Raw genomic sequence first — 18,970 nt, forward strand, 5'->3', positions numbered from 1 at the left:
TGCTCATCGAGTGACTACTTTTCCTGCGACACTTTTCCCATGCGCGCGGACCGCCTCGTGGCCACCCTCCTGCTGATGCAGACGCGCGGCCGCGTCACGGCCGCCGAACTGGCCACCGAGCTGGAGATCTCCGTCGCGACCGCCCGCCGCGACCTCGAAGCCCTCTCGGCCGCCGGCGTGCCCGTCTACCCGCAGCCGGGCCGCGGCGGGGGCTGGCAGCTCGTCGGCGGGGCACGCACCGACCTCTCGGGCCTGAGCGCGCGCGAGGCCCAGGCGCTGTTCCTGCTGGCCGGCCCGGCCGCGGCGGCCGCACCCGAGGTCAAGTCGGCGCTGCGGAAGCTGATGGGCGCGCTGCCGGGCACGTTCCGGGCGGACGCCGAGGCGGCGGCGGACGCGGTCGTCGTCGACCAGGTGGGCTGGGGTGAACGGCCGAAGGAACGGCCGCCGATGGTCACGCTGCTGCGGGACGCCGTCATCGCGCGCCGCCGCGTCCGCCTCGCGTACGCCGGGCGCGAGAAGTCCGAGCGGCTCGTGGACCCGTGGGGCCTGGTCGACAAGGACGAGGTCTGGTACTTCGTCGCGGGAACGGCGAAGGGCCGGCGCACCTTCCGCGTCGACCGGATCGTCTCGGCCACCCCGACCGATGAGCCCGCGGACCGTCCGTCGGACCTGGAGCTGGCCCGGGTGTGGCGGGACGTCGTCGAGGAGATGGAACAGCGGCGTTCGCTGCTCAGCGCGGACGTGGTGCTCGACCGGCGGCACTTCGGGGTGTTCCAGGGACGGTTCGGGCGGCACTGCGAACTGGTCGCGGAGCTGCCCGGGGAGCGGGTCCGCGCCCGGGTGGCCGCGGCGGCGCCGGTGATGATCGCGCAGGAGCTGGCGGGGTGGGGTGCGCTGGTCGAGGTGGAGGGCCCGGAGTCGGTGAAGGCGGAGCTGGCGCGGCTGGGCGCGGAACTCGTCGCCCGCTACGGAACGTGATCACGCGCCCGCCGGTCCACTTTGGCCATGATGTCGGAAATGTCCCACTCGACATCTCCCCCTCTTCCAGGGCGCCCACGACGTCTTCGAACCCCGACTGTCGATCACGTCGAACGGCCGGACCGCCACTATGCATGGTGAACGCCCTTCATGGGTCTACATTGGACACGCGGAGGACCTACTGCGAGTGTCCGTTACCCGCTGGTATCTGGCCGTTCGGAGTATCCCCGATCACCCGTTTGCTGCTATTGTGACGCCTCCGTTATCTGAACGTGCGTTCGGTGACACTTCGGTGAGGGCAGACAATGCGTGACGATGTGGTCGAAGCGAGTGCCGTGGTGGGGCACCCGCCGGACGTGGTCTGGCAGATCGTCGGATCGCCGGAGTGGTACTCGCGGTTCGTGCCGGAGATCAGCTGGTGCGAAATCCAGGAGCCGGCCGCGCGCGGACGCGGCCCGCGGGGCGTGATCCGGATCGTCCCCGCGCGGGGACCGATGCTCGAGACCCAGATGCAGGCCGTCGTCTACCGGCCGGGCGAGCACGTCGTGTGGTGCGGCGTCCCGGACGAGGGCACCTGGGTCTCCCTGGAGCTGAGACCGCTGGCCGGCGGCAAGACCGAGCTGTTCGTGCGGATGATGCTGCCGCCGTCGCACCTGGAACTCGTCTCGTCGATCAAAAAGGACGTCCGCGCCCTCGCCCGCCGCCTCGACCTGCACCTGGCCGGCGAGCACGACCCCGAGACCGACGGCGAGACCAACAAGGCCACCAAGCTGCGCACCACGAGCATCCTGCTGCGCGCCGGCGTGCTCAGCGCCGGACGGCCGGACAAGCTCGCGCGGCAGCTGAACTCCCTCGCCCAGTGGGGCGCCACGGTCGCGGGCGGCTACCAGGCCGCGGCGGCCCGCGTCCCGGACGAGCTCGCCCTGCACGACGAACGCAGCGTCCGCACGTTCCGCCAGGTCCAGGAGCGCAGCGACCGGCTCGCCAACGCGCTGAGCGAACTCGGCGTCGTCGAGCGCGACCGGATCGCGCTGATGTGCCGCAACCACGCCGCGATGATCGAGTCGTTCGTCGCCGCCAGCAAGCTCGGTGCCGACGTCATCCTGCTCAACACCGGCCTGTCCGCCGCCTCGGTCAAGGACGTGCTCGCCGAGCACCGGCCCTCCGCCGTGCTGGCCGACGACGAGTTCGCGCAGACCATCGCGAACGTGCCCGGCGACTTCGCGCGGATCAGCACCTGGCCGGACGCCGACGCCGGCTACCCGACCGTCGACGAGCTGATCCAGGCCGCGCCCGCCGACCGCCCGAAGCCGGTCGAGCGGCCGGGCCGGCTGATCGTGCTCACCTCCGGCACCACCGGGACGCCGAAGGGTGCGCGCCGCCCCACGCCGAAGGGGCTGGGCACCGCCGCGGCGATCCTCGACCGGATCCCGCTGCGGGCCGGCGACCGGCTGCTCGTCGCGGCGCCGCTGTTCCACACGTGGGGCCTCGCCGCGATGCAGATCGGGATGGCGCTGCGGGCGTCGCTCGCGCTGATCCGCAAGTTCGACGCCGAAGAGACGTTGCGGACGATCGCCGAGCAGAAGTGCGACGCGCTGTTCGCCGTGCCGATCATGCTGCAGCGGATCATGGACCTGCCCGAACGCGTCCGCGCGCGCTACGACGTGTCGTCGCTGCGGATCGTGGCCAGCAGCGGCTCGGCGATGTCCGGGTCGTTCGTCACGCAGTTCATGGACACCTTCGGCGACGTCCTCTACAACTTCTACGGCTCGACCGAGGTGTCCTGGGCGAGCATCGCCGACCCGGCCGACCTGCGCGCCGCGCCGACGACGGCCGGCCGCTGCCCGCTCGGCACGCGGCTGGCGATCCTGGACGAGGACCGCAAGCCGGTGCCGCCGGGCGGCGAAGGCCAGATCTTCGTCGGCAACGACATGCTGTTCGAGGGCTACACGAGCGGAACGGACCCGGCCCGTGCGGCCGACATGATGGCCAGCGGCGACGTGGGCTATCTCGACGCGGCCGGCCGCCTGTTCGTCACCGGCCGGGCCGACGAAATGATCGTCTCGGGCGGCGAAAACGTGTTCCCGAGGCCGGTCGAGGAGGCCTTGGTGGCCCTTCCGGGCGTCCACGACGCGGCGGTGGTCGGCGTGGCGGACGCGGAGTGGGGCCAGCGCCTGGCGGCGTACGTCGTCCCGCGCCGGGGCGCGTCGCTGCACGCGGAGGACATCCGCCAGTACATCCACCACCGGCTGGCCCGGTTCGCGGTGCCGCGGGACGTGTATTTCGTCCCGGACCTGCCGCGCAACGCGACGGGCAAGATCCTCAAGCGGCTGCTGCACGACGACACCTGGCCGGCGACCAGCGAATACTGATGCCCGAACACACACCGGACGGCCGGTACATCATCGTCAACGGCCGCCGCTGGCGCGCGACGGACCCGGAGATCCCCGCCGACGTCCGCGACCGCCTGCAGAAGCACCTGATGGCGGCCCGGCGCGTGCAGGACCGCGCCCGCGTCCAGGCGGCGAAGGTCGCGCTGGGCGAGCGCGGTGAGCCGTGGTGGGAGCAGACGTCCGCACAACGCCGGGCGCGGTGGGAGCGCGGCCTGGCCGAGCTGGATCAGCCGACCGGCTGACGCAGCACGGTCTTGAGCTTCGCGGGCGCCACACGCCGTGGGTCGCCCAGGTAGACCTCGTGGTGCAACCCGGTGAGCTTCAATCCGTGCTCCACAACGTATTCGTCGTGCAGGCGGGCCAATAGCGGGCCTTCGTCGTCGTACGAGCCGACATGGAGAACCTGCGCGCACCGGCCCTCGTGCAGCTTCTCGAACCGGACCGGCGCATCGATCTTCTTCTTGCGCCACACGGTTTCCCGGGCCTCCTCGACCGCGTCCTCCCCGATCCACGGCGGCTGCGCGATGAGCATCGTCCACTGCCAGGAGTCCTTGGCGCGCACGGTGAAGGCCGTGTAGTCGTCCGCCCACCACAGCCCTTCCAGGGGGCCCACGACGAAGTCCTCACCGCGTTGTTTCGCCGAAAACTTGATCGTGTACGCGAAGGCGTAGAGCGCTTCGACGGCCTTCCGGTGGCTCTCCGCGGTGTTCGGGTTGCCCCGGCCGTCGATGGCGAGGAACCGCTGCTCGGGGACGTCGAGCAACGCCCAGTCGCGGTTCTTCGGGGCGTAGAGCTCCTTGAGTTCCTTCTTGAGGTCGTACGGCATCAGGTCATTCCTTCCAGCCAGCGGGCTTCCGCCTCGAGTTGTGCGATGGAGTAGTCGAAGATCGCCCGGACGAACGGCGGGGCGTGGTCCTGGGCCGCGGCGGCGCGCCGGACCTCGGCCAGCCGCTCGCCGACCGCCTCCGCGCGCCGGGCCAGCGCGGCCGCGAGCCGTTCGGGCGGGACGGCCGGGCTGTTGGCCAAGCCGACCAGCACCGGCGGGTGCACCGGCCGCAGCTCCGCGATGGCGGCTTCGGCGGCCGCCGCGCACGCCTGGCGGCCCGCTTCGGTGACGGTGAACGTCTTCTTGGCCTTGGCGTGCGCTCGTTCCGCTTCGACCTCGGCGACCAGGCCTTTCTCGCGGAGCTTCCCCAGGACGTAGTAGATCGAGCTGAAGCCGAGCGCCGTCCAGTCGCGCATGCCGCGTTCCGAGACGACCTCGTCCAGCTCGTAGCCGTGCCTCGGCCGCTCGGCCACCAGGCCCAGCACCGTCAGCTCCGCATCGGTCAGCACGGTCGTACTCTAGCACTAGAATAGTCGCCTTCCCGAAATTGTCGGTGGCGACTGGCATGCTTCACCTCGTACCGGAAAGCGAGGGAGAGCAGTGGGGGGACAGGTGGTGACGGCGGTGCCGTGGACCGCGGAACGCGTGGCCGGGCTGGCGCCGGATCCCGCGTCGGAAAAGGCGGGCCGGGCGCTCGCCACGCCGGCGAGGTGGTCGGGCGCGGGTGCGTCCGAAGACGCCGTGTGGGGCTTCTGCCGGGGAAGCGGCAAGAAGCCGTACCAGACGTGCGTCGAGCTCGCCGAGCCCGCGTTCCGGTGTTCCTGTCCCAGCCGGAAGTTCCCGTGCAAGCACGCGCTGGGGCTGCTGCTGCTCTGGGCGGCCGGCCAGGTCGACGCCGCGGAACCACCCGAGTGGGTGCACACGTGGCTGGCCGAACGCGCCGACCGCGCACGGCGAGCGGAGAAACGCGCCGAGGCGGCGGGGCCGAAAGACGAGGAGGCGGCCGCCCGGCGTGCTGCCGAGCGGGCGGCGCGTGTCGAAGGCGGTGTCGCGGAGCTGAAGGTCTGGCTCACCGACCGGATCGGCGCGGGTTTCGCGGGCTTCGAGCGCACCGGCGGCGAAGAGCTGCGCACGGTCGCGGCGCGGATGGTCGACGCCCAGGCGTCGGGTCTCGCGGGCGGATTGCGCCGGGCGGCGGGCCTCGTCGGCCGGCGCGACTGGCCGGAAGCGCTCCTGGCCGAGCTGTCCCAGCTGTACCTGCTCGCCGACGCGGCCACCCGCCTGGACTCGCTGCCACCCGCGCTGGCGGAAACGGTCCGCACGAGGCTCGGTTTCTCGGTGGAAACGGCCCGGGTCCTGGAAAGCGGCGAGCGCGTCGCGGACGAATGGCTGATCACGGGCGCGGCCGACGAGGAGAACGACCGCCTGCTCACCCGCCGGACGTGGCTGCGCGGCCTCGCCACGGGCCGGGACGCGCTGGTGCTGTCGTTCGCACCGCCGGGCCGTCCCCTCGACGCGACGTTGCCACCGGGCCACCGGCTGACCGCGCACCTGGCGTTCTACCCGGGCGCGGCCCCGATGCGCGCCCTGGTAGCGGAGCGCGGCATCCCGTTGCCGTCCCCCACGGCCGAAGGCGGTTCCATCGCGGACGCCTTGGCGGCCCACGCGCGGGCGATGGCGGCGGACCCCTGGCTGGAGCGCTGGCCGGTGCTGCTGTCGGGCGTCACCCCGGCCGAACACGCGGGCGGCTGGTGTCTGTCCGAACCGGACGGAACGGCGCTGCCGCTGGTGCCCTCCGCGTTCCCCTGGTCGTTGCTGGCGCTGTCGGCGGGCCGTCCGCTGACGGTGGCTGGCGAGTGGAGCCAAGCGGGGTTGCGGCCGTTGACCTGCTGGCACGAAGGCCGGGCGGTGCGGCTGTGAATTCCGAAGCCACGCCGAGTGGTCCCGATCCGCGCCCGAGTCGGGCGCTGCGGCCACGCACCTCGAAGCCCCAACCGTCCCCACTCCGAAACGCCGAGCGGTACCCGTGTCCGGCGCTGCGGCCGCGCACCTCGAAGCCCCGACCATCCCGAACCCATCTACTCCGAAAGGCGGTGAAGCCGTGAAAGCCTGGGAAGATCTCGTCGGCACCGCCCTCCTCGGCACCCGCCGGCGCACCCTGGACCCGTCCGCGCAGCCGGCCGCCGTCCAGGAGCTCGTCGCCGATCGCCGCGATCCGGCCGAGCAGCTGCTCGCCGCCGCGGCCGTGCTCGCCACCTTTCGGCGGGCCGGGCGGCAGCCGCTGCGCGACGTCCGGCCGCTGCCCGTGGCACCCGAAGACGAGCGCCCGTTCGTCCCCGCGCTCGCCCGGGACCGGCTCGGGCGCCTGCTCGCCGCCAGCCACCCCGATCTCCTCCTCGAGTGGCTCGGCATCGTGGCCGGCACCGGCTACCGCGTCCCGCCGGAAGCCCTGCCGCTGCTCGCCGAGGCCGCCCGCACCAAAGCCGCCCTGCGCGGGCCGCTCGCCGCCGTGGCCGGGCCTGTCGGGGCCTGGCTCGGCCAGCGGAACCCCGACTGGGCGTTCCTGGCCGCGCCGCCGGAAGAATCCGGCGACGTCTGGCAGTACGGCAGCCTCGCCCAGCGCCGCCGGTGGCTCGCCGACCGGCTCGCCCGAGACCCGGACGCCGCCCGCGAAGCCCTCACCTCCTCCTGGAAGACCGAGCCCGCCGACGTCCGGGCCGACTTCCTCGGTGTCCTCTCCGGACACGTGCGCCCCCAAGACGAAGCCTTCCTCGAAGCCGCGCTCACCGATCGGGCCGCCGCCGTCCGGGAACAGGCCGCCGATCTGCTCGGCCGGCTGCCCGGCACGCGCTATGGCGAGAGCATGGCCGAACGGCTGCGTCCGCTGGTCCGCCGCCGGGGCCGGGTCCTCGAAGTCACCGTCCCGCAAGGGGAACGCGGTGACGGCACGGTCCGGCTGCGCACCCTCGTCGCGTCCGCTCCCCTGGCGTTCTGGACGGAGTTCGGCCCGCCGGCCGAGGTCGTGCGGATGACCGTCGAAGGCTGCCCGGCCGCCGTGTTGCGGGACTCGTGGGCCACCGCTGCCCTGCGCCAGCGCGACGAAACCTGGGCGCAGGCGCTGATCGGCGCCGACCCCGGCGGGCGCACCACCCCGCCGCTGCTCGGCGTGCTGAGCCCGGGCAGCCAGGCCGCCACCGCCGGGCACCTGATCAGCCGGCTGCCCGTCGAATCCTTCGCGCGGCTGGTGCACGAGCTGCCGCGGCCGTGGACGAAGGAGCTCGGCACCGCGCTGCTCGACTGGATCGCCCGCCAGGACGACCACCGCCTGGTTTCGCACGCCGCCGTCGTGATCGCCCGTGCGGTCCCGGCGGAGTGCCTGCGCCACCCGCTGGCCACCACCCGCCTGACCATGGACGCCGGGCCGTGGCGCCGGGCGCTCACCGAAACGCTGAACTTCCGCCGCGAAATGTACGAGGAGCTCGCATGACCGCCCCCACCGTCCTCCGGCCGCACGCCGAACAGGACCACGCCGCCGAGTTGGCCGCCCTGGCCGCCGCCGACGACCGGGCGAAGCCGCCCAACTGGAACCTGTCGCCGTGGGCCGTCGTCGAGTATCTGCTCGGCGGCACGCTGCCGGACGGCACCGTCATCACCCCGAAGTACGTCGGCCCGCGGCGGCTGATCGAGGTCGCCGTCGCCACCCTCGCCACCGACCGCGCGCTGCTGCTGCTCGGCGTGCCCGGCACGGCGAAGACGTGGGTGTCCGAGCACCTCTCGGCCGCCATCAGCGGGGATTCGACGCTGCTGGTGCAGGGCACCGCGGGCACGTCGGAGGAGTCGATCCGCTACGGCTGGAACTACGCCCGGCTGATCGCCGAGGGCCCGAGCCCCGCCGCCCTGGTCGAAAGCCCGGTGCTGCGCGCGATGCGCGACGGCAAGCTGGCCCGGCTCGAGGAGCTGACGCGCATCCCTGCCGACGTCCAGGACTCGCTCATCACGATCCTCTCGGAGAAGACGCTGCCGATTCCCGAGCTGGGCACCGAGGTGCAGGCGCGGCCGGGCTTCAACCTGATCGCGACGGCGAACAACCGAGACAAGGGCGTCAACGAGCTGTCCAGCGCGCTGCGGCGGCGGTTCAACACGGTCGTGCTGCCGTTGCCGGACAGCGCCGAGGCCGAGGTGGAGATCGTCAGCAGGCGGGTCGCCGAGCTGGGCGCGTCGCTGAAGCTGCCCGCCGAAGCCGCCGAGCTGAACGAGATCCGCCGCGTGGTCACGGTGTTCCGCGAGCTCCGCTCGGGCCGCACCGAAGACGGCCGCACGGCGGTGAAGTCGCCGTCCGGCACGCTGTCCACCGCAGAGGCGATCAGCGTGCTCACCGGCGGGCTCGCCCTGGCCGCCCACTTCGGCGACGGCGTCCTGCGCCCGCACGACATCGCGGCGGGCATCCACGGCGCCGTGGTCAAGGACCCGGTGGCCGACCGCGCGATCTGGATCGAATACCTGGAGACCGTGGTCCGCGAACGCGACGGCTGGGCCGACTTCTACCGGGCGGGCCAGGAGATCTCTTGACCACCCACCTGCTCGGCATCCGCCACCACGGCCCGGGGTCCGCCCGGGCCGTGGCGACGCGGCTCGCCGAAGTCGAACCCGACGTCGTCCTCATCGAGGGGCCACCCGAGGCCGACGCACTGGTCGAGCTCACCGAGGACCCGGCCATGCAGCCGCCGGTCGCGCTCCTGGCGTACGCGACCGACGACGTCTCGCGGGCCGCGTTCTGGCCGTTCGCCGTCTTCAGCCCCGAATGGCAGGCGCTCACCTACGCCCGCGAGGCCGGGATTCCGGTGCGGTTCTGCGACCTCCCGGCCGCCAACACGTTCGCCGCGCCGCCGGACGAGCACGCCGGCCCGCCGGTCGATCCCCTCGCCTTGCTGGCTTCCGCGGGCGGCTACGACGACCCGGAACGCTGGTGGGACGACGTCGTCGAATCGCGGCGGGACAGCGAAAGCCCGTTCGAGGTGATCGCCGACGCGATGACCGCGGTGCGCGAGGACGAGAAACCCCCGCAGGGCAACGAAGCCCGTCGCGAGGCCTACATGCGCTCGGTGCTGCGCCGCACCCGCAAGGACGGCTTCGAGAACATCGCCGTCGTCTGCGGCGCCTGGCACGTGCCCGCGCTGGCCGACCCGTTGCCGCCTGCCTCGCACGACCAGGCCGTCCTCAAGGGACTGCCGAAGCGGAAGGTCGCGTGCACTTGGGTGCCGTGGACTCACGGGCGCCTCGCCACGGCCAGCGGCTACGGCGCGGGCGTGCGGTCGCCGGGCTGGTACCACCACCTGTTCACCACGGCCGACGACGTCACCGCGCGCTGGCTCGCCGAGGTCGCGGGCGTGCTGCGGGAGGAGGACCTGCCCGTCTCGACCGCGCACGTGATCGAGGCGGTCCGCCTGGCCGAAACCCTGGCCACGCTGCGGGGCCGGTCGTCGGCCGGGCTGGCGGAGGTCACCGAAGCCACCCGGGCCGTGCTGTGCGGCGGCGACGAGGTGCAGGTCGAGCTCGTCACGCGGCGGCTGGTGGTCGGCGAACGGCTCGGCGAAGTGCCGGACAGCGTCCCGCAGCCGCCGCTGGCCGCGGACCTGACCGCCACCGCGAAACGCCTGCGGCTCAAGAAGGACCCGGTCGTCAAGGAGCTCGACCTCGACCTGCGGACCCCGGGCGGGCTCGACCGGTCGAAGCTGCTGCACCGGCTGCGGATCCTCGGCATCGAGTGGGGCAGCCGGGAGGCGTCGGCCCGGCGGAACAAGGGCACCTTCCGCGAGACGTGGGCGCTGGCCTGGGAACCGTCGTTCGAGGTCGACCTCGTCGCGGCGGCCGTGTACGGCACCACCGTGCCGTCGGCGGCCACCGCGGTGATCCGCGGCACCGTCGAAGGCACGCCACCGCTCGACGAGGTCACCACGGCCGTCGAAAACTGCCTGCTCGCCGACCTGCCAGAGGCGCTGCCCGAAGCGCTCGCGGCGCTCGACGCCCGGGCGGCGGCGGACGCGGACGTCGCCCGGCTGATGTCGGCCCTGCCCGCACTGGCCAGGGCGACCCGGTACGGCAACGTCCGCGGAACCGACACCGGCGCGCTGCGGGCGGTCGCCGACCGGATGCTGGACCGGATCTGCGCCGGCCTGCCCCCGGCCGCCCACGGCATCGACGACGACGCCGCGGCCCGGCTGGCCCAGCTCGTCGACGGCGTCCACGACGCCACCTCCCTGCTGGGCGACGAGGCGAAGGAACGCTGGCTGGCGGCGCTGGCCCGGCTGGCCGAACGGCCGTCACTCCCCCCGCTCCTGGCCGGACGCCTCACCCGGATCCTGCACGACGCCGGGCTGTTCGACGCGCTCGACATCGAACTGCGGCTGGGCCGGGCCCTCACGCCGGGCGTCACGCCGTCGGCCGGCGCGGCGTACGTCGAGGGCTTCTTCGACGGCGGCGCGCTGCTGCTGGTGCACGACGAAGGCCTGCTGCGGGTGATCGACGCCTGGCTGGCGGCGATCGCCGACGACGTCTTCACCGAGGTGCTCCCGTTGCTGCGCCGCACGTTCGGCGCGTTCAGCGGGCCCGAGAAGCGGGCGATCGGACAGCGCGCGGCCGGGCTCACCGGCACCGCGCGGGTCGTGGCGGTGGCCGACGAACTGGACGAGGACCGGGCCGAGCGCGTGCTGCCGGTCCTGGCGACGCTGCTGGGGGTGGGAGCATGAGCACCGATACCGATCGCGTGCGGCGCTGGCGGCTGGTGCTGGGCGGGGACGGCGCCGGGCCGGGATCGGGCCTGGAGGACGCTCAGCTGTCCGATGAGGACAGTGGGGTGGACGCGGTGCTGGCCGCCCTCTACGACAAACCCGACGAGGAGGCCGCGGGCGGACCGCGCAGCGCGAACCTGGGCGCGTCGGCGCCGCGGGTCGCCCGCTGGCTGGGCGACATCCGGCGTTACTTCCCGAGCACCGTCGTGCAGGTCATGCAGCGCGACGCGGTCGACCGGCTCGGGCTCACCCGGATGCTGCTGGAGAAGGAGCTGCTGTCGGCGGTCGAGCCGGACGTCCACCTGGTCGGCACGCTGCTGTCACTGAACAGCGTGCTGCCGGAGGAGACGAAGGAGACCGCCCGCGAGGTGGTCCGCAAGGTCGTCACGGAGCTGGAGGAACGGCTCGCCGAACGCACCCGCGCGGCGATCCGCGGCGCGCTGGACAAGGCGTCGCGCACGCACCGGCCGCGTCCCGGCGACGTCGACTGGGCGCGCACGATCCACGCGAACCTCAAGCACTACTCCCCCGACCTGCGCACGATCGTCCCGGAAATGCTGATCGGTTTCGGACGGCGGCAGCAGGCGGTGCAGCGGGACGTGATCCTGGCCGTCGACCAGTCCGGCTCGATGGCGGAGTCGGTGGTGTACTCGGGGTTGTTCGGCGCGGTACTGGCGTCGATGCGGGCGCTGAAGACGTCGTTCGTCGCGTTCGACACGGAGGTCGCGGACCTCACCGAGCACCTCGCCGACCCGGTGGACGTCCTGTTCGGCACCCAGCTGGGCGGCGGCACGGACATCAACCGCGCGATCGCGTACTGCCAGGGCCTGGTCGAGCGCCCGGAGCGGACGCTGCTGGTGCTGATCAGCGACCTCTACGAGGGCGGCGACGAAGACGAGCTGCTGCACCGCATCGCCGAGCTGGCCGGCGCGGGGGTCCAGGTGGTGACGCTGCTGGCGCTGTCGGACTCGGGCGCACCCGCGTACGACCACGAGAACGCGGCGGCCCTGGCCGAGCTGGGCATCCCGGCCTTCGCATGCACCCCCGACCAGTTCCCGGACCTGATGGCCGCCGCCATCCGCGGCGACGACCTCCAGAGCTGGGTGGCCCGGGAGACCAGCTGAGTTGCGGAATGAAACCGACGGGTGAGCGGTTGAAGCGAGTGCGGGGAAGACGGTCCCGCAGGAAGGACGGCTCACCATGAAGGTCCGCAGCTCGCTCCGCTCGCTCGCCCGCCAGCCGGGTGCCCAGGTCATCCGCCGGGGGACGAAGGTCGTGGTGATCAACAAGGACAACCCGCGCTCGAAGGCCCGCCAGGGCTGACCGGCACGCGACGCACCTGGGCCCGGAACCTCGCGAGGTTCCGGGCCCAGGTGGTGCTCATCCTTCCTTTCGGCTCCGGCCGAGGAAGCGGCCCACGACACCGCTGCCGACACCGATGACGGCGACGATGACGACCGGGGTCAAGTAGTGCCGGTAACCGGTCAGATATTCACTGCTGGCCAGCTGGTAAGTACCCAGCCACCGGAGCCGGTTGGCGAGCCCGCCGAGCCGGCGGCCGGTCGGCGGCCTCAGGCTACTTCTCGGGGCGGACGGCGATCCAGGCCATCAGCAGCATGAGGGCAAGCCCGACGACCGCAGCCAGGATGCCCACCCACCAGGTCGGAGGATCCGAGAGCGTGTAGTAGAAGCCGACTGCCGCCACCGGGATCAAGGTGAGGGCGATGATCCAGTTCTTTTGGTTCTTGCTCACGTTTCCTCTCCTGGATGCGGTTCCTGCCTACTTTCGCAGGAAGCGGAAGGCCTTGCCGACCGCGCCGCCGGCGAAGCCCTTCGTCGCGCCGGAGATCGCGCCGTCGATGAGGGCGTCGCCGACATCAGCTCCGCGAGCGCCGCCGATAGCCGCGCCGATGCCGGCGCCGGCAGCGCCCAGCAAGGCACCCCCCACCACCCCGGCGACCAGGCAGCCGGCACCCGCGGTCGCGCCGCAGGCCGCAGCGGTGACGACGCCGGCGACATAGCCGCCGATCTGGCCACCGAGGTTCTGCCCGAGGTCGCCCATGCTGTAGTCGCCGTTCGGGTCGCTGCTGTTGATCGGGTCGCCGTTGCCGTAGGCGTAGGCATTCGCTTCCTGACCGGTCGGGTCAGGCTGGGTGAACCGGGCGTAGGCCGGGTTGTAGTGCCGGTAACCGGTCAAGTATTCACTGCTGGCCAGCTGGTAGGTACCCAGCCACCGCAGCCGGTTGGCCGAGCCCGCCGCCCCGGTGATGCCGGTGTTGAACCCGTACGGCGTGTACGTGTAACCAGCGGTCACCGCCCCGGCATCGTCCACCAAGGCGATCACGCTGCCCTGGTAATCGGTGATGGCGTTGTGGTGCTTACCCGCGGCATCGACCAGCCCGGTGAGCTTGCCGTCGATGTCGTGGGCGTACGTGGTGCCCGCGCCGTTGTCCACGGTCCGGGAAATGCCCAACGCCGTGCGGGTGAAAACGTGCGTGACATCGCTCGACCCGACCCGCTCGGTGATCGAGGCTGGCTGGGTCTGGTCGAGCGTGTCGTAGCCGGCGGTGAACAGCGTGCCGGAACTCGACGTGACCGAGGTCCGCTGGTTGGTGTCGCTGTAGTGGGCTTCACCGCCGGGGTTGGTGGTGGTCAGGTTCCCTGCGCCGTCGTAGCCCACTGTGATGCTGTCGATCTTGGTCATCTGGTCGGCGTCGTTGACGGTGTAGGTGCGCCCGTCGCCGGAGGTGATGTTGCCGGCGTTGTCGTAGCTGTAGGTGCGGGCGCCGGCCTTGGTGAGGCGGCCGAAGCCGTCGTAGCTGTTGTCCGCGGTGCCGGTGGAGTCGGTGCGGGACTGGATCTGGCCGGTGTCGGTGCCGTCCGGCTTGGTGTAGCGGTAACTGACCGAGAGCAGCGTCGTGCCCGCGGAGTTCTTGACCGTGATCCCCGTCTGGCGGCCGGACTTGTCGACGCCGATGGTCTGCGTGCTGCCACCGGGCAGGGTGGCCGACGTGCGGTGGTCGGCGTTGTCGTAGCCGTACGTGGTGGTCGCGTTCGCCTGGTCCTTGACCGAGGTCAGCCGGTCGGCGGCGTCGTAGCCGTAGTAGATCCAGCCGGTGGGGTCGTCGACCGCGGTGACGTTCCCGGCCCGGTCGTAGTGATAGGTCGCGGTTCCGGTGCCACCGCCCGCGGTACGCACGACGCGGGTCAGCAGGCGCCGCTCGTAGCTGTTGGTGAACGAGGCGCCGGGATAGCGGGCGGTGATGCGGTTGCCGGTGGGGTCGTAGGTGTAGGCGGCGAGGCCGGTGCCGTCGGCCTTGGCGACGGAGACGACGTGGTCGAGCTTGTCGTAGCCGTAGACCAGTTTGACGCCGTTGCCGTCGGTCACAGTCGCGACCCGTGAGAGCGAGTCGTAGGTGTAGGTGGTCGGTTTCAGCGGCAGCGGCGGGGTGACCTTGGTGAGGTTCCCTGCGGTGTCGTAGCCGTAGCTCGTGACGTGCCCGTTGCCGTCGGTGGCGGTGGCGACCAGGCCGGTGGTGTAGGTGTACTTCGCGACGTCGGTGTTCAACGCGTCGGAGTGCACGTTGGTGACGTTGCCGGCCTTGTCGTAGCTGTTGTTGACCTTGTTGCCGGAGAAGTCCGCCACCTGCGTGGGCAGGTGCGGGTGCGCGGTGTCGGTGTAGCCGACGCTCATGGCGGCGCCGGTGGGCAGCTTGCCGCCCTTGAGGTTGTTGAGCGGGTCGTAGTCGTAGGTCACCGAGTTGCCGGTCGCGTCGGTCAGCGAATTCACGTCGCCGTGGGCCGACCAGGCCTGGTCCCGGGAGTGCCCGAGGGCGTCGGTGGCCTTGGTCTGCCGTCCGCCGCTGTCGAAGGTGTAGGTGCTCTTGTGCCCGTTGGGGTCGGTGACGGTCGTGGTGCTGGAACCATAGGCGTAGCCGGTGACACTGGCGACGCCGCCGTAGTTCGGCTCGGTCACCTGGGTCACGCGGCCACCGGCGTCGTAGGACAGCGTGTACACCCGGCCCAGCGTGGTGGTCAGCGTCGTGATCCGGCCGTTGGCGTCCAGCCCGAAGTTCATGCTGTCGCCGTTGCGGTTGGTGATCTTCGTGAGGTGACCGTTGCCGTCGTAGCCGTAGCCCCCGGCCGTCAGTCCCGTCGGGTCGGTCACCGCGGTGATGCGGCCGCCCGTGTACGCGGCGGTCGTCACCCGGCCCTGGGTGTCGGTGATCGAGGCCAGGGTGCCGTCGGTGGCGTTGTACCGGTAGGTGATCGTGTGCCCGTTGCGGTCCGCCTCCGAGAACAAGCGTCCGTCACCGGTGAACAGCTTCGTCTCCCCCGAGGAGTCCTGGGACAGGGAGTACTTGCCGTCCGGCAGCTTGGTCAAGGTGACGTGCATGCCGTCCGGCTCGGTGTAGCTGCCGTCGTCGTTCTTCGTGAACTCCGCGCAGTACCCGGTCGGGTCGTAGTACACGATCCGCTTGTCCGGGTCGGGGTAGATGATGAGCTTGACGTCCGGGCCGCCGGACACGGTCCAGAATGTCCCGAGCGCCCCGCCCCGGGTGAGATTGGCGCTGTTGTAGACGGCGTCGAACGACATGTTGAGGCCGGTGCCCTTGACCGTCAGCGCCCGGTCGGTGATGAGCGCGTTCCCGCTGTAGCGGTTGACCAGCAACTCGGTGCGGTCGGAGATCGCGTAGCGGTCCATCGCGAACCACGGCTGGCTGCCCGACTGGGTGGTGTCGCACACCAGTGACTGGACCGACGCACCCGATCTCGGCGCCGGTCTCACGGCCACCTGGTCGGCCGGAACCCCGGTCGGCGTGCGGTTCACCCGCTCGGGCGGTGTCCACGAGACCGGCAGCGGCACACCGCCCTGACCGGACCGCGGAGCGGCCGACGCGGTCGCCGGAACCGCGGCGATCAAGGTACTCGCGGAAAGGAACGTGATCGTGCGCAGCACGAAGTGCCGCAACGATTTCCGTTGCATATAAGGTGAATCTCCCCTCGGAGCCGATGGCTCCACCCCTGGCGGCCTGGCGCCGCCAGACCTCGCCACGCTAGCCGGGGATGATCGACCGGGGCATGCTGGGAAAATCACGACCACTCGAATGACCTAACAAGAACTTCACGTTGTACGCCGTTCAGCGGCGTCCCGCTTACGACGGATGGCGCCTGGTCGCGATCCGGCTCGGCCGCCGAAGCGCAGCACTCCGTCGTTCAGGCGGGTGAACCGCATGTCGGCCAGGTCCAGCAGGTAGTTCTGGCACCGCGTACGTCTTGCCCTGCAGCCCAACCGAGCTGGGGACCCCGCCGGACCGGGTCGGGGCACCGGTCCGACGGGGAGGCCGCTCACACCGCGAGCACCTTCGTCGCGCCGAAGGTGCCCTTCAGCGGCACCACCACGGCCCGGCCACGGACCGTCACCGTGACGCTGTCCTGCAGCTGCGTCGGATCCGACACCGCGAGCTGGGTCCGGGCCCCGCAGCGCCCGATCGCCACCGACGCCGGGCCCGACACGCTGAGGTCGCCGACCGAGCCCGCCGCGAAGAAGTTCGCCAGCACCGTGCCACCGGCCGCCCGGATCGCCTGCACCACCGGGGTGTTCGCCAGCACCTGCCACGCCCAGGACGCGGTGAGCGTGTCGATCACCGAAGCACCCGGCAGCACCGCGTACGCGTACTTCGCGTCCGTCGGCTCGACGCCGTGTTCGAGGACCAGCTTCTGGTACCGGCGCGTGTTCGGCGTCGTGGTGCCCTTCGTGTTGGCGCCCGTGTCGATGTCGCGCCACGCGCCCGTGCGGTCTTCGCGCAGCGCGGTCACCGAGGCGTCGTCGAGCAGCACGTACCCGCCGACGTTCTCCAGGTGCGCCCAGCGCGGCCGTCGCAACGCGGAGGCTTTCCCGAGGTCGGTGGGCACGCGCCGGCCGTCGGCCAGCAGCGTCCCTCCGCCGCCTTCGCCGAGGTTGCGGTTCTCGATCGTCGTGCGCACCGCAGAGGACGACGTGCTGGTGATCCCGGCGCCGAGGCAGACCACCCCGTCGGGGGTGAAGAACCACGACTTCTTGGCGACCAGCGAGCCGTCCCAGTTCTTGAAGTCGAACGCGTGCGCGCCGTGCCGGGCGTCCCAGCGGACGCCGCCGGTGTGCGCGTTCGGGCCCACCGGCACCCCGCCGAACTTGGGGTCGACCGGGCCGTCGTGCTCGGTCGTGCCGGGCAGCAGCAGCGGGTCGACCGTCGGCCAGTAGGCGTCGGTGTAGTGGCCCTTGGCGTTCGGCAGGAACGTGTACAGCACGCCGTCGCCGACGTGGTAGCCCTTGAGGTTCTGGCCGTTGATGGCTTCGTAGCGCGAAATCCGGGTCGAGCTGACGCCCAGGGACGCCGACCAGCCGGTGGTGACGTGCACCAGCCGGTCCTGCTGGCCGAAGACGCGGTGCGCCGCCTCGACCCGGGCCGGGCGCGCCCCCGACGCCAGCATGTCCTGCGCGAACTCGATGCCCGGCGTCGCCACCAGGTCCGGGCCGGGCGCGAACCGCTCCGGGTCCGGGATCTTCAGGAAGGGCGCGTACCCGCCTTCCTTGATCCACTTCGCGGCGAGGGCGTTGAGGTCGGTCTTGGTCTTGCCCGCCGCCGTCCGGGCCAGCACCAGCGTCGCGACGGTGAGCTGGTGGCCGATGTCGTGGCCGGTCTCCCCCTGCCGCGACAGCATCCGCCCGCGCACCGGCTCCATCAGCGCGCCCGCGTAGACGAAGGGCGCGAAGCTGTCCGCGACCAGCGCGTAGATCTTGTCCTTCAGCGGCTGCGGGAGCGCGTACTCGGTGCCCTGCGTGACGTGGATGGCGCCGGCGAGCGCGGTCAGCAGCACGATGCCGTAGTGCCCGGGGTACGGGATGGTGTCGTGCTGGATGAACGAGCCGTCGACGTGGAAGCCGTCGCCCGCCGCGCGGTCCAACTTCGCGACGACGCTCGCCGCGCCGCCGCCCGCGACGTCGGTGAGGGCGTCGATGCCGGTCTTGATCCACGCCGTGTCGCCGAGCATCGCGCCCGAGACGATCGAGATGAGCGCCTTGTCCGCGCGGTTGGCCCCGGTTTCGACGACCGAGGCGTTGTTCGCGCGCAGGTTCGGGTTGCCGACGAACCGCTTGACCGGCTTGAGGTAGCGCGCGAGCTGCTCGGCGGTGAGCTGGTCGGCGACCACCGACAGCGTGTGCAGCAGGTAGTACGGGATGCCGATTTCGTAGGTATACCAGTTGCCGATTTCGCCGACGTTTTCGTTGTACTGGCTGGCGTAGATCAGCTCGAGGGCGGCCTTGATGCGGTCGAGCACGACCGGGTCACCGGACAGCGCACCGCCGGGGGTGCCCCAGTCGACGGCGATCGCGCGCAGCCGCGCGTACATCGACGTCGTGTAGTCGCTGCCCGGGCCGAGTGGCAGGTCCGTCCACAGTGGAGTACCGCCGCCGGCCACGGACAGGCTCGCGTTGTAGGCTTTGGCGACGCGGCTCAGGTTGGCCAGCGCCGCGGCGCGTTCCGGCGACGGCCGGTTGATCCCGGTCTGCAGCTGCCGGTACGCGGCGACGATCGGCGCGGTCGCGGCGGGCACCGGACTCGCGGCATTCGGCGCGGGCGCGGCTGCGGTCGCGGTTTCGGCGAACGCGGGCCGGGTCAGGAGCACGGTGGAGGCGGCCGCCAGGGCACCACCGCGCAGGGCATTTCTCCGGTTCACGGGCATGGCAAAGCCTCCCAGGAAGACATCCTCGGCTTACGGGGGGAATTTCGGTTGTGCGGCGGCGGATTCAGTTGTCCGGGGGTCACCTACAGGAGTGGCTTTATAGGTGACCCCCGGGGTCCTCGGCCCCGGAATTGTCGGTGCCGAGCGATAAAGTGGAACCGGGGGGCGCCCCCGCGGGTCCGGGGCGCCGGGTCAGCGAAAACTGTCGGTGCCGAGCGGTAATCTGGAACCGGGGGGCGCCCCCGCGGGGTCAGCGC

General features: G+C 71.8%; 14 protein-coding genes. 9 read left to right on the forward strand and 5 right to left on the reverse strand.

Annotation, left to right across the window (positions count from 1 at the left end; translation table 11 throughout):
- The first annotated feature begins 39 nt into the window (after nt 1-39).
- The 3 genes from ACFPLC_RS43835 (at nt 40) to ACFPLC_RS43845 (ending at nt 3,613) form a co-directional block, all read left to right on the forward strand.
- Nucleotides 40-978: a helix-turn-helix transcriptional regulator gene (locus tag ACFPLC_RS43835; protein WP_378192204.1), complete on the forward strand. Its 939-nt coding sequence runs from the start codon at nt 40-42 to the stop codon at nt 976-978.
- A gap of 305 nt (nt 979-1,283) precedes the next feature.
- Nucleotides 1,284-3,350 carry an AMP-binding protein gene (locus ACFPLC_RS43840; protein ID WP_378192206.1) on the forward strand — a complete coding sequence of 689 codons (2,067 nt, stop codon included), beginning with the start codon at nt 1,284-1,286 and terminating at the stop codon, nt 3,348-3,350.
- Nucleotides 3,350-3,613 (forward strand): ParB N-terminal domain-containing protein, encoded by a 264-nt coding sequence (locus ACFPLC_RS43845; protein WP_378192208.1) that lies wholly within the window; start codon nt 3,350-3,352, stop codon nt 3,611-3,613. Before ACFPLC_RS43840 ends, ACFPLC_RS43845 begins: the two co-directional genes overlap by 1 nt.
- Here ACFPLC_RS43845 and ACFPLC_RS43850 read toward each other — a convergent pair.
- Both ACFPLC_RS43850 and ACFPLC_RS43855 read right to left on the reverse strand, forming a co-directional pair.
- Nucleotides 3,598-4,197, reverse strand: a complete 600-nt coding sequence (locus ACFPLC_RS43850) for a GyrI-like domain-containing protein (protein WP_378192210.1) — start codon at nt 4,195-4,197, stop codon at nt 3,598-3,600. The two genes, ACFPLC_RS43845 and ACFPLC_RS43850, sit on opposite strands and share 16 nt — an antisense overlap.
- Complete coding sequence (locus tag ACFPLC_RS43855; protein WP_191309611.1) at nt 4,197-4,706, reverse strand: PadR family transcriptional regulator; 510 nt, start codon at nt 4,704-4,706, stop codon at nt 4,197-4,199. Before ACFPLC_RS43855 ends, ACFPLC_RS43850 begins: the two co-directional genes overlap by 1 nt.
- A 91-nt stretch (nt 4,707-4,797) precedes the next feature.
- Between ACFPLC_RS43855 and ACFPLC_RS43860 the strand changes: the two genes are divergently transcribed.
- From ACFPLC_RS43860 to ACFPLC_RS43885, 6 genes are all read left to right on the forward strand, one after another.
- Nucleotides 4,798-6,117, forward strand: coding sequence for an SWIM zinc finger family protein (locus tag ACFPLC_RS43860; protein ID WP_446681635.1), 1,320 nt, complete (start codon nt 4,798-4,800; stop codon nt 6,115-6,117).
- A 181-nt stretch (nt 6,118-6,298) separates the two neighbouring features.
- Nucleotides 6,299-7,684, forward strand: a complete 1,386-nt coding sequence (locus tag ACFPLC_RS43865) for a DUF5691 domain-containing protein (RefSeq protein WP_378192212.1) — start codon at nt 6,299-6,301, stop codon at nt 7,682-7,684.
- On the forward strand, nt 7,681-8,766 hold the full coding sequence (locus tag ACFPLC_RS43870; protein WP_378192213.1) for an ATP-binding protein: 1,086 nt from the start codon (nt 7,681-7,683) through the stop codon (nt 8,764-8,766). The genes ACFPLC_RS43865 and ACFPLC_RS43870 overlap by 4 nt, the downstream gene beginning before the upstream one ends.
- Nucleotides 8,763-10,943: a DUF5682 family protein gene (locus ACFPLC_RS43875; RefSeq protein WP_378192215.1), complete on the forward strand. Its 2,181-nt coding sequence runs from the start codon at nt 8,763-8,765 to the stop codon at nt 10,941-10,943. The genes ACFPLC_RS43870 and ACFPLC_RS43875 overlap by 4 nt, the downstream gene beginning before the upstream one ends.
- Nucleotides 10,940-12,109: a VWA domain-containing protein gene (locus ACFPLC_RS43880; RefSeq protein WP_378192217.1), complete on the forward strand. Its 1,170-nt coding sequence runs from the start codon at nt 10,940-10,942 to the stop codon at nt 12,107-12,109. The genes ACFPLC_RS43875 and ACFPLC_RS43880 overlap by 4 nt, the downstream gene beginning before the upstream one ends.
- 76 nt (nt 12,110-12,185) lie before the next feature.
- On the forward strand, nt 12,186-12,308 hold the full coding sequence (locus tag ACFPLC_RS43885) for a ribosomal protein bL36 (RefSeq protein WP_378192219.1): 123 nt from the start codon (nt 12,186-12,188) through the stop codon (nt 12,306-12,308).
- Between the two features lie 253 nt (nt 12,309-12,561).
- Here the strand turns inward: ACFPLC_RS43885 and ACFPLC_RS43890 are convergent, their stop codons facing one another.
- The 3 genes from ACFPLC_RS43890 to ACFPLC_RS43900 form a co-directional block, all read right to left on the reverse strand.
- On the reverse strand, nt 12,562-12,738 hold the full coding sequence (locus tag ACFPLC_RS43890; protein ID WP_378204679.1) for a hypothetical protein: 177 nt from the start codon (nt 12,736-12,738) through the stop codon (nt 12,562-12,564).
- A 27-nt stretch (nt 12,739-12,765) separates the two neighbouring features.
- On the reverse strand, nt 12,766-15,972 hold the full coding sequence (locus ACFPLC_RS43895; protein WP_378204676.1) for an RHS repeat-associated core domain-containing protein: 3,207 nt from the start codon (nt 15,970-15,972) through the stop codon (nt 12,766-12,768).
- 362 nt (nt 15,973-16,334) lie between these two features.
- On the reverse strand, nt 16,335-18,713 hold the full coding sequence (locus tag ACFPLC_RS43900; RefSeq protein WP_378204674.1) for a polysaccharide lyase 8 family protein: 2,379 nt from the start codon (nt 18,711-18,713) through the stop codon (nt 16,335-16,337).
- Between the last annotated feature and the right edge of the window lie 257 nt (nt 18,714-18,970).

The organism is Amycolatopsis plumensis, from assembly GCF_042652605.1.
In the GTDB taxonomy this organism is placed as follows: domain Bacteria; phylum Actinomycetota; class Actinomycetes; order Mycobacteriales; family Pseudonocardiaceae; genus Amycolatopsis; species Amycolatopsis plumensis.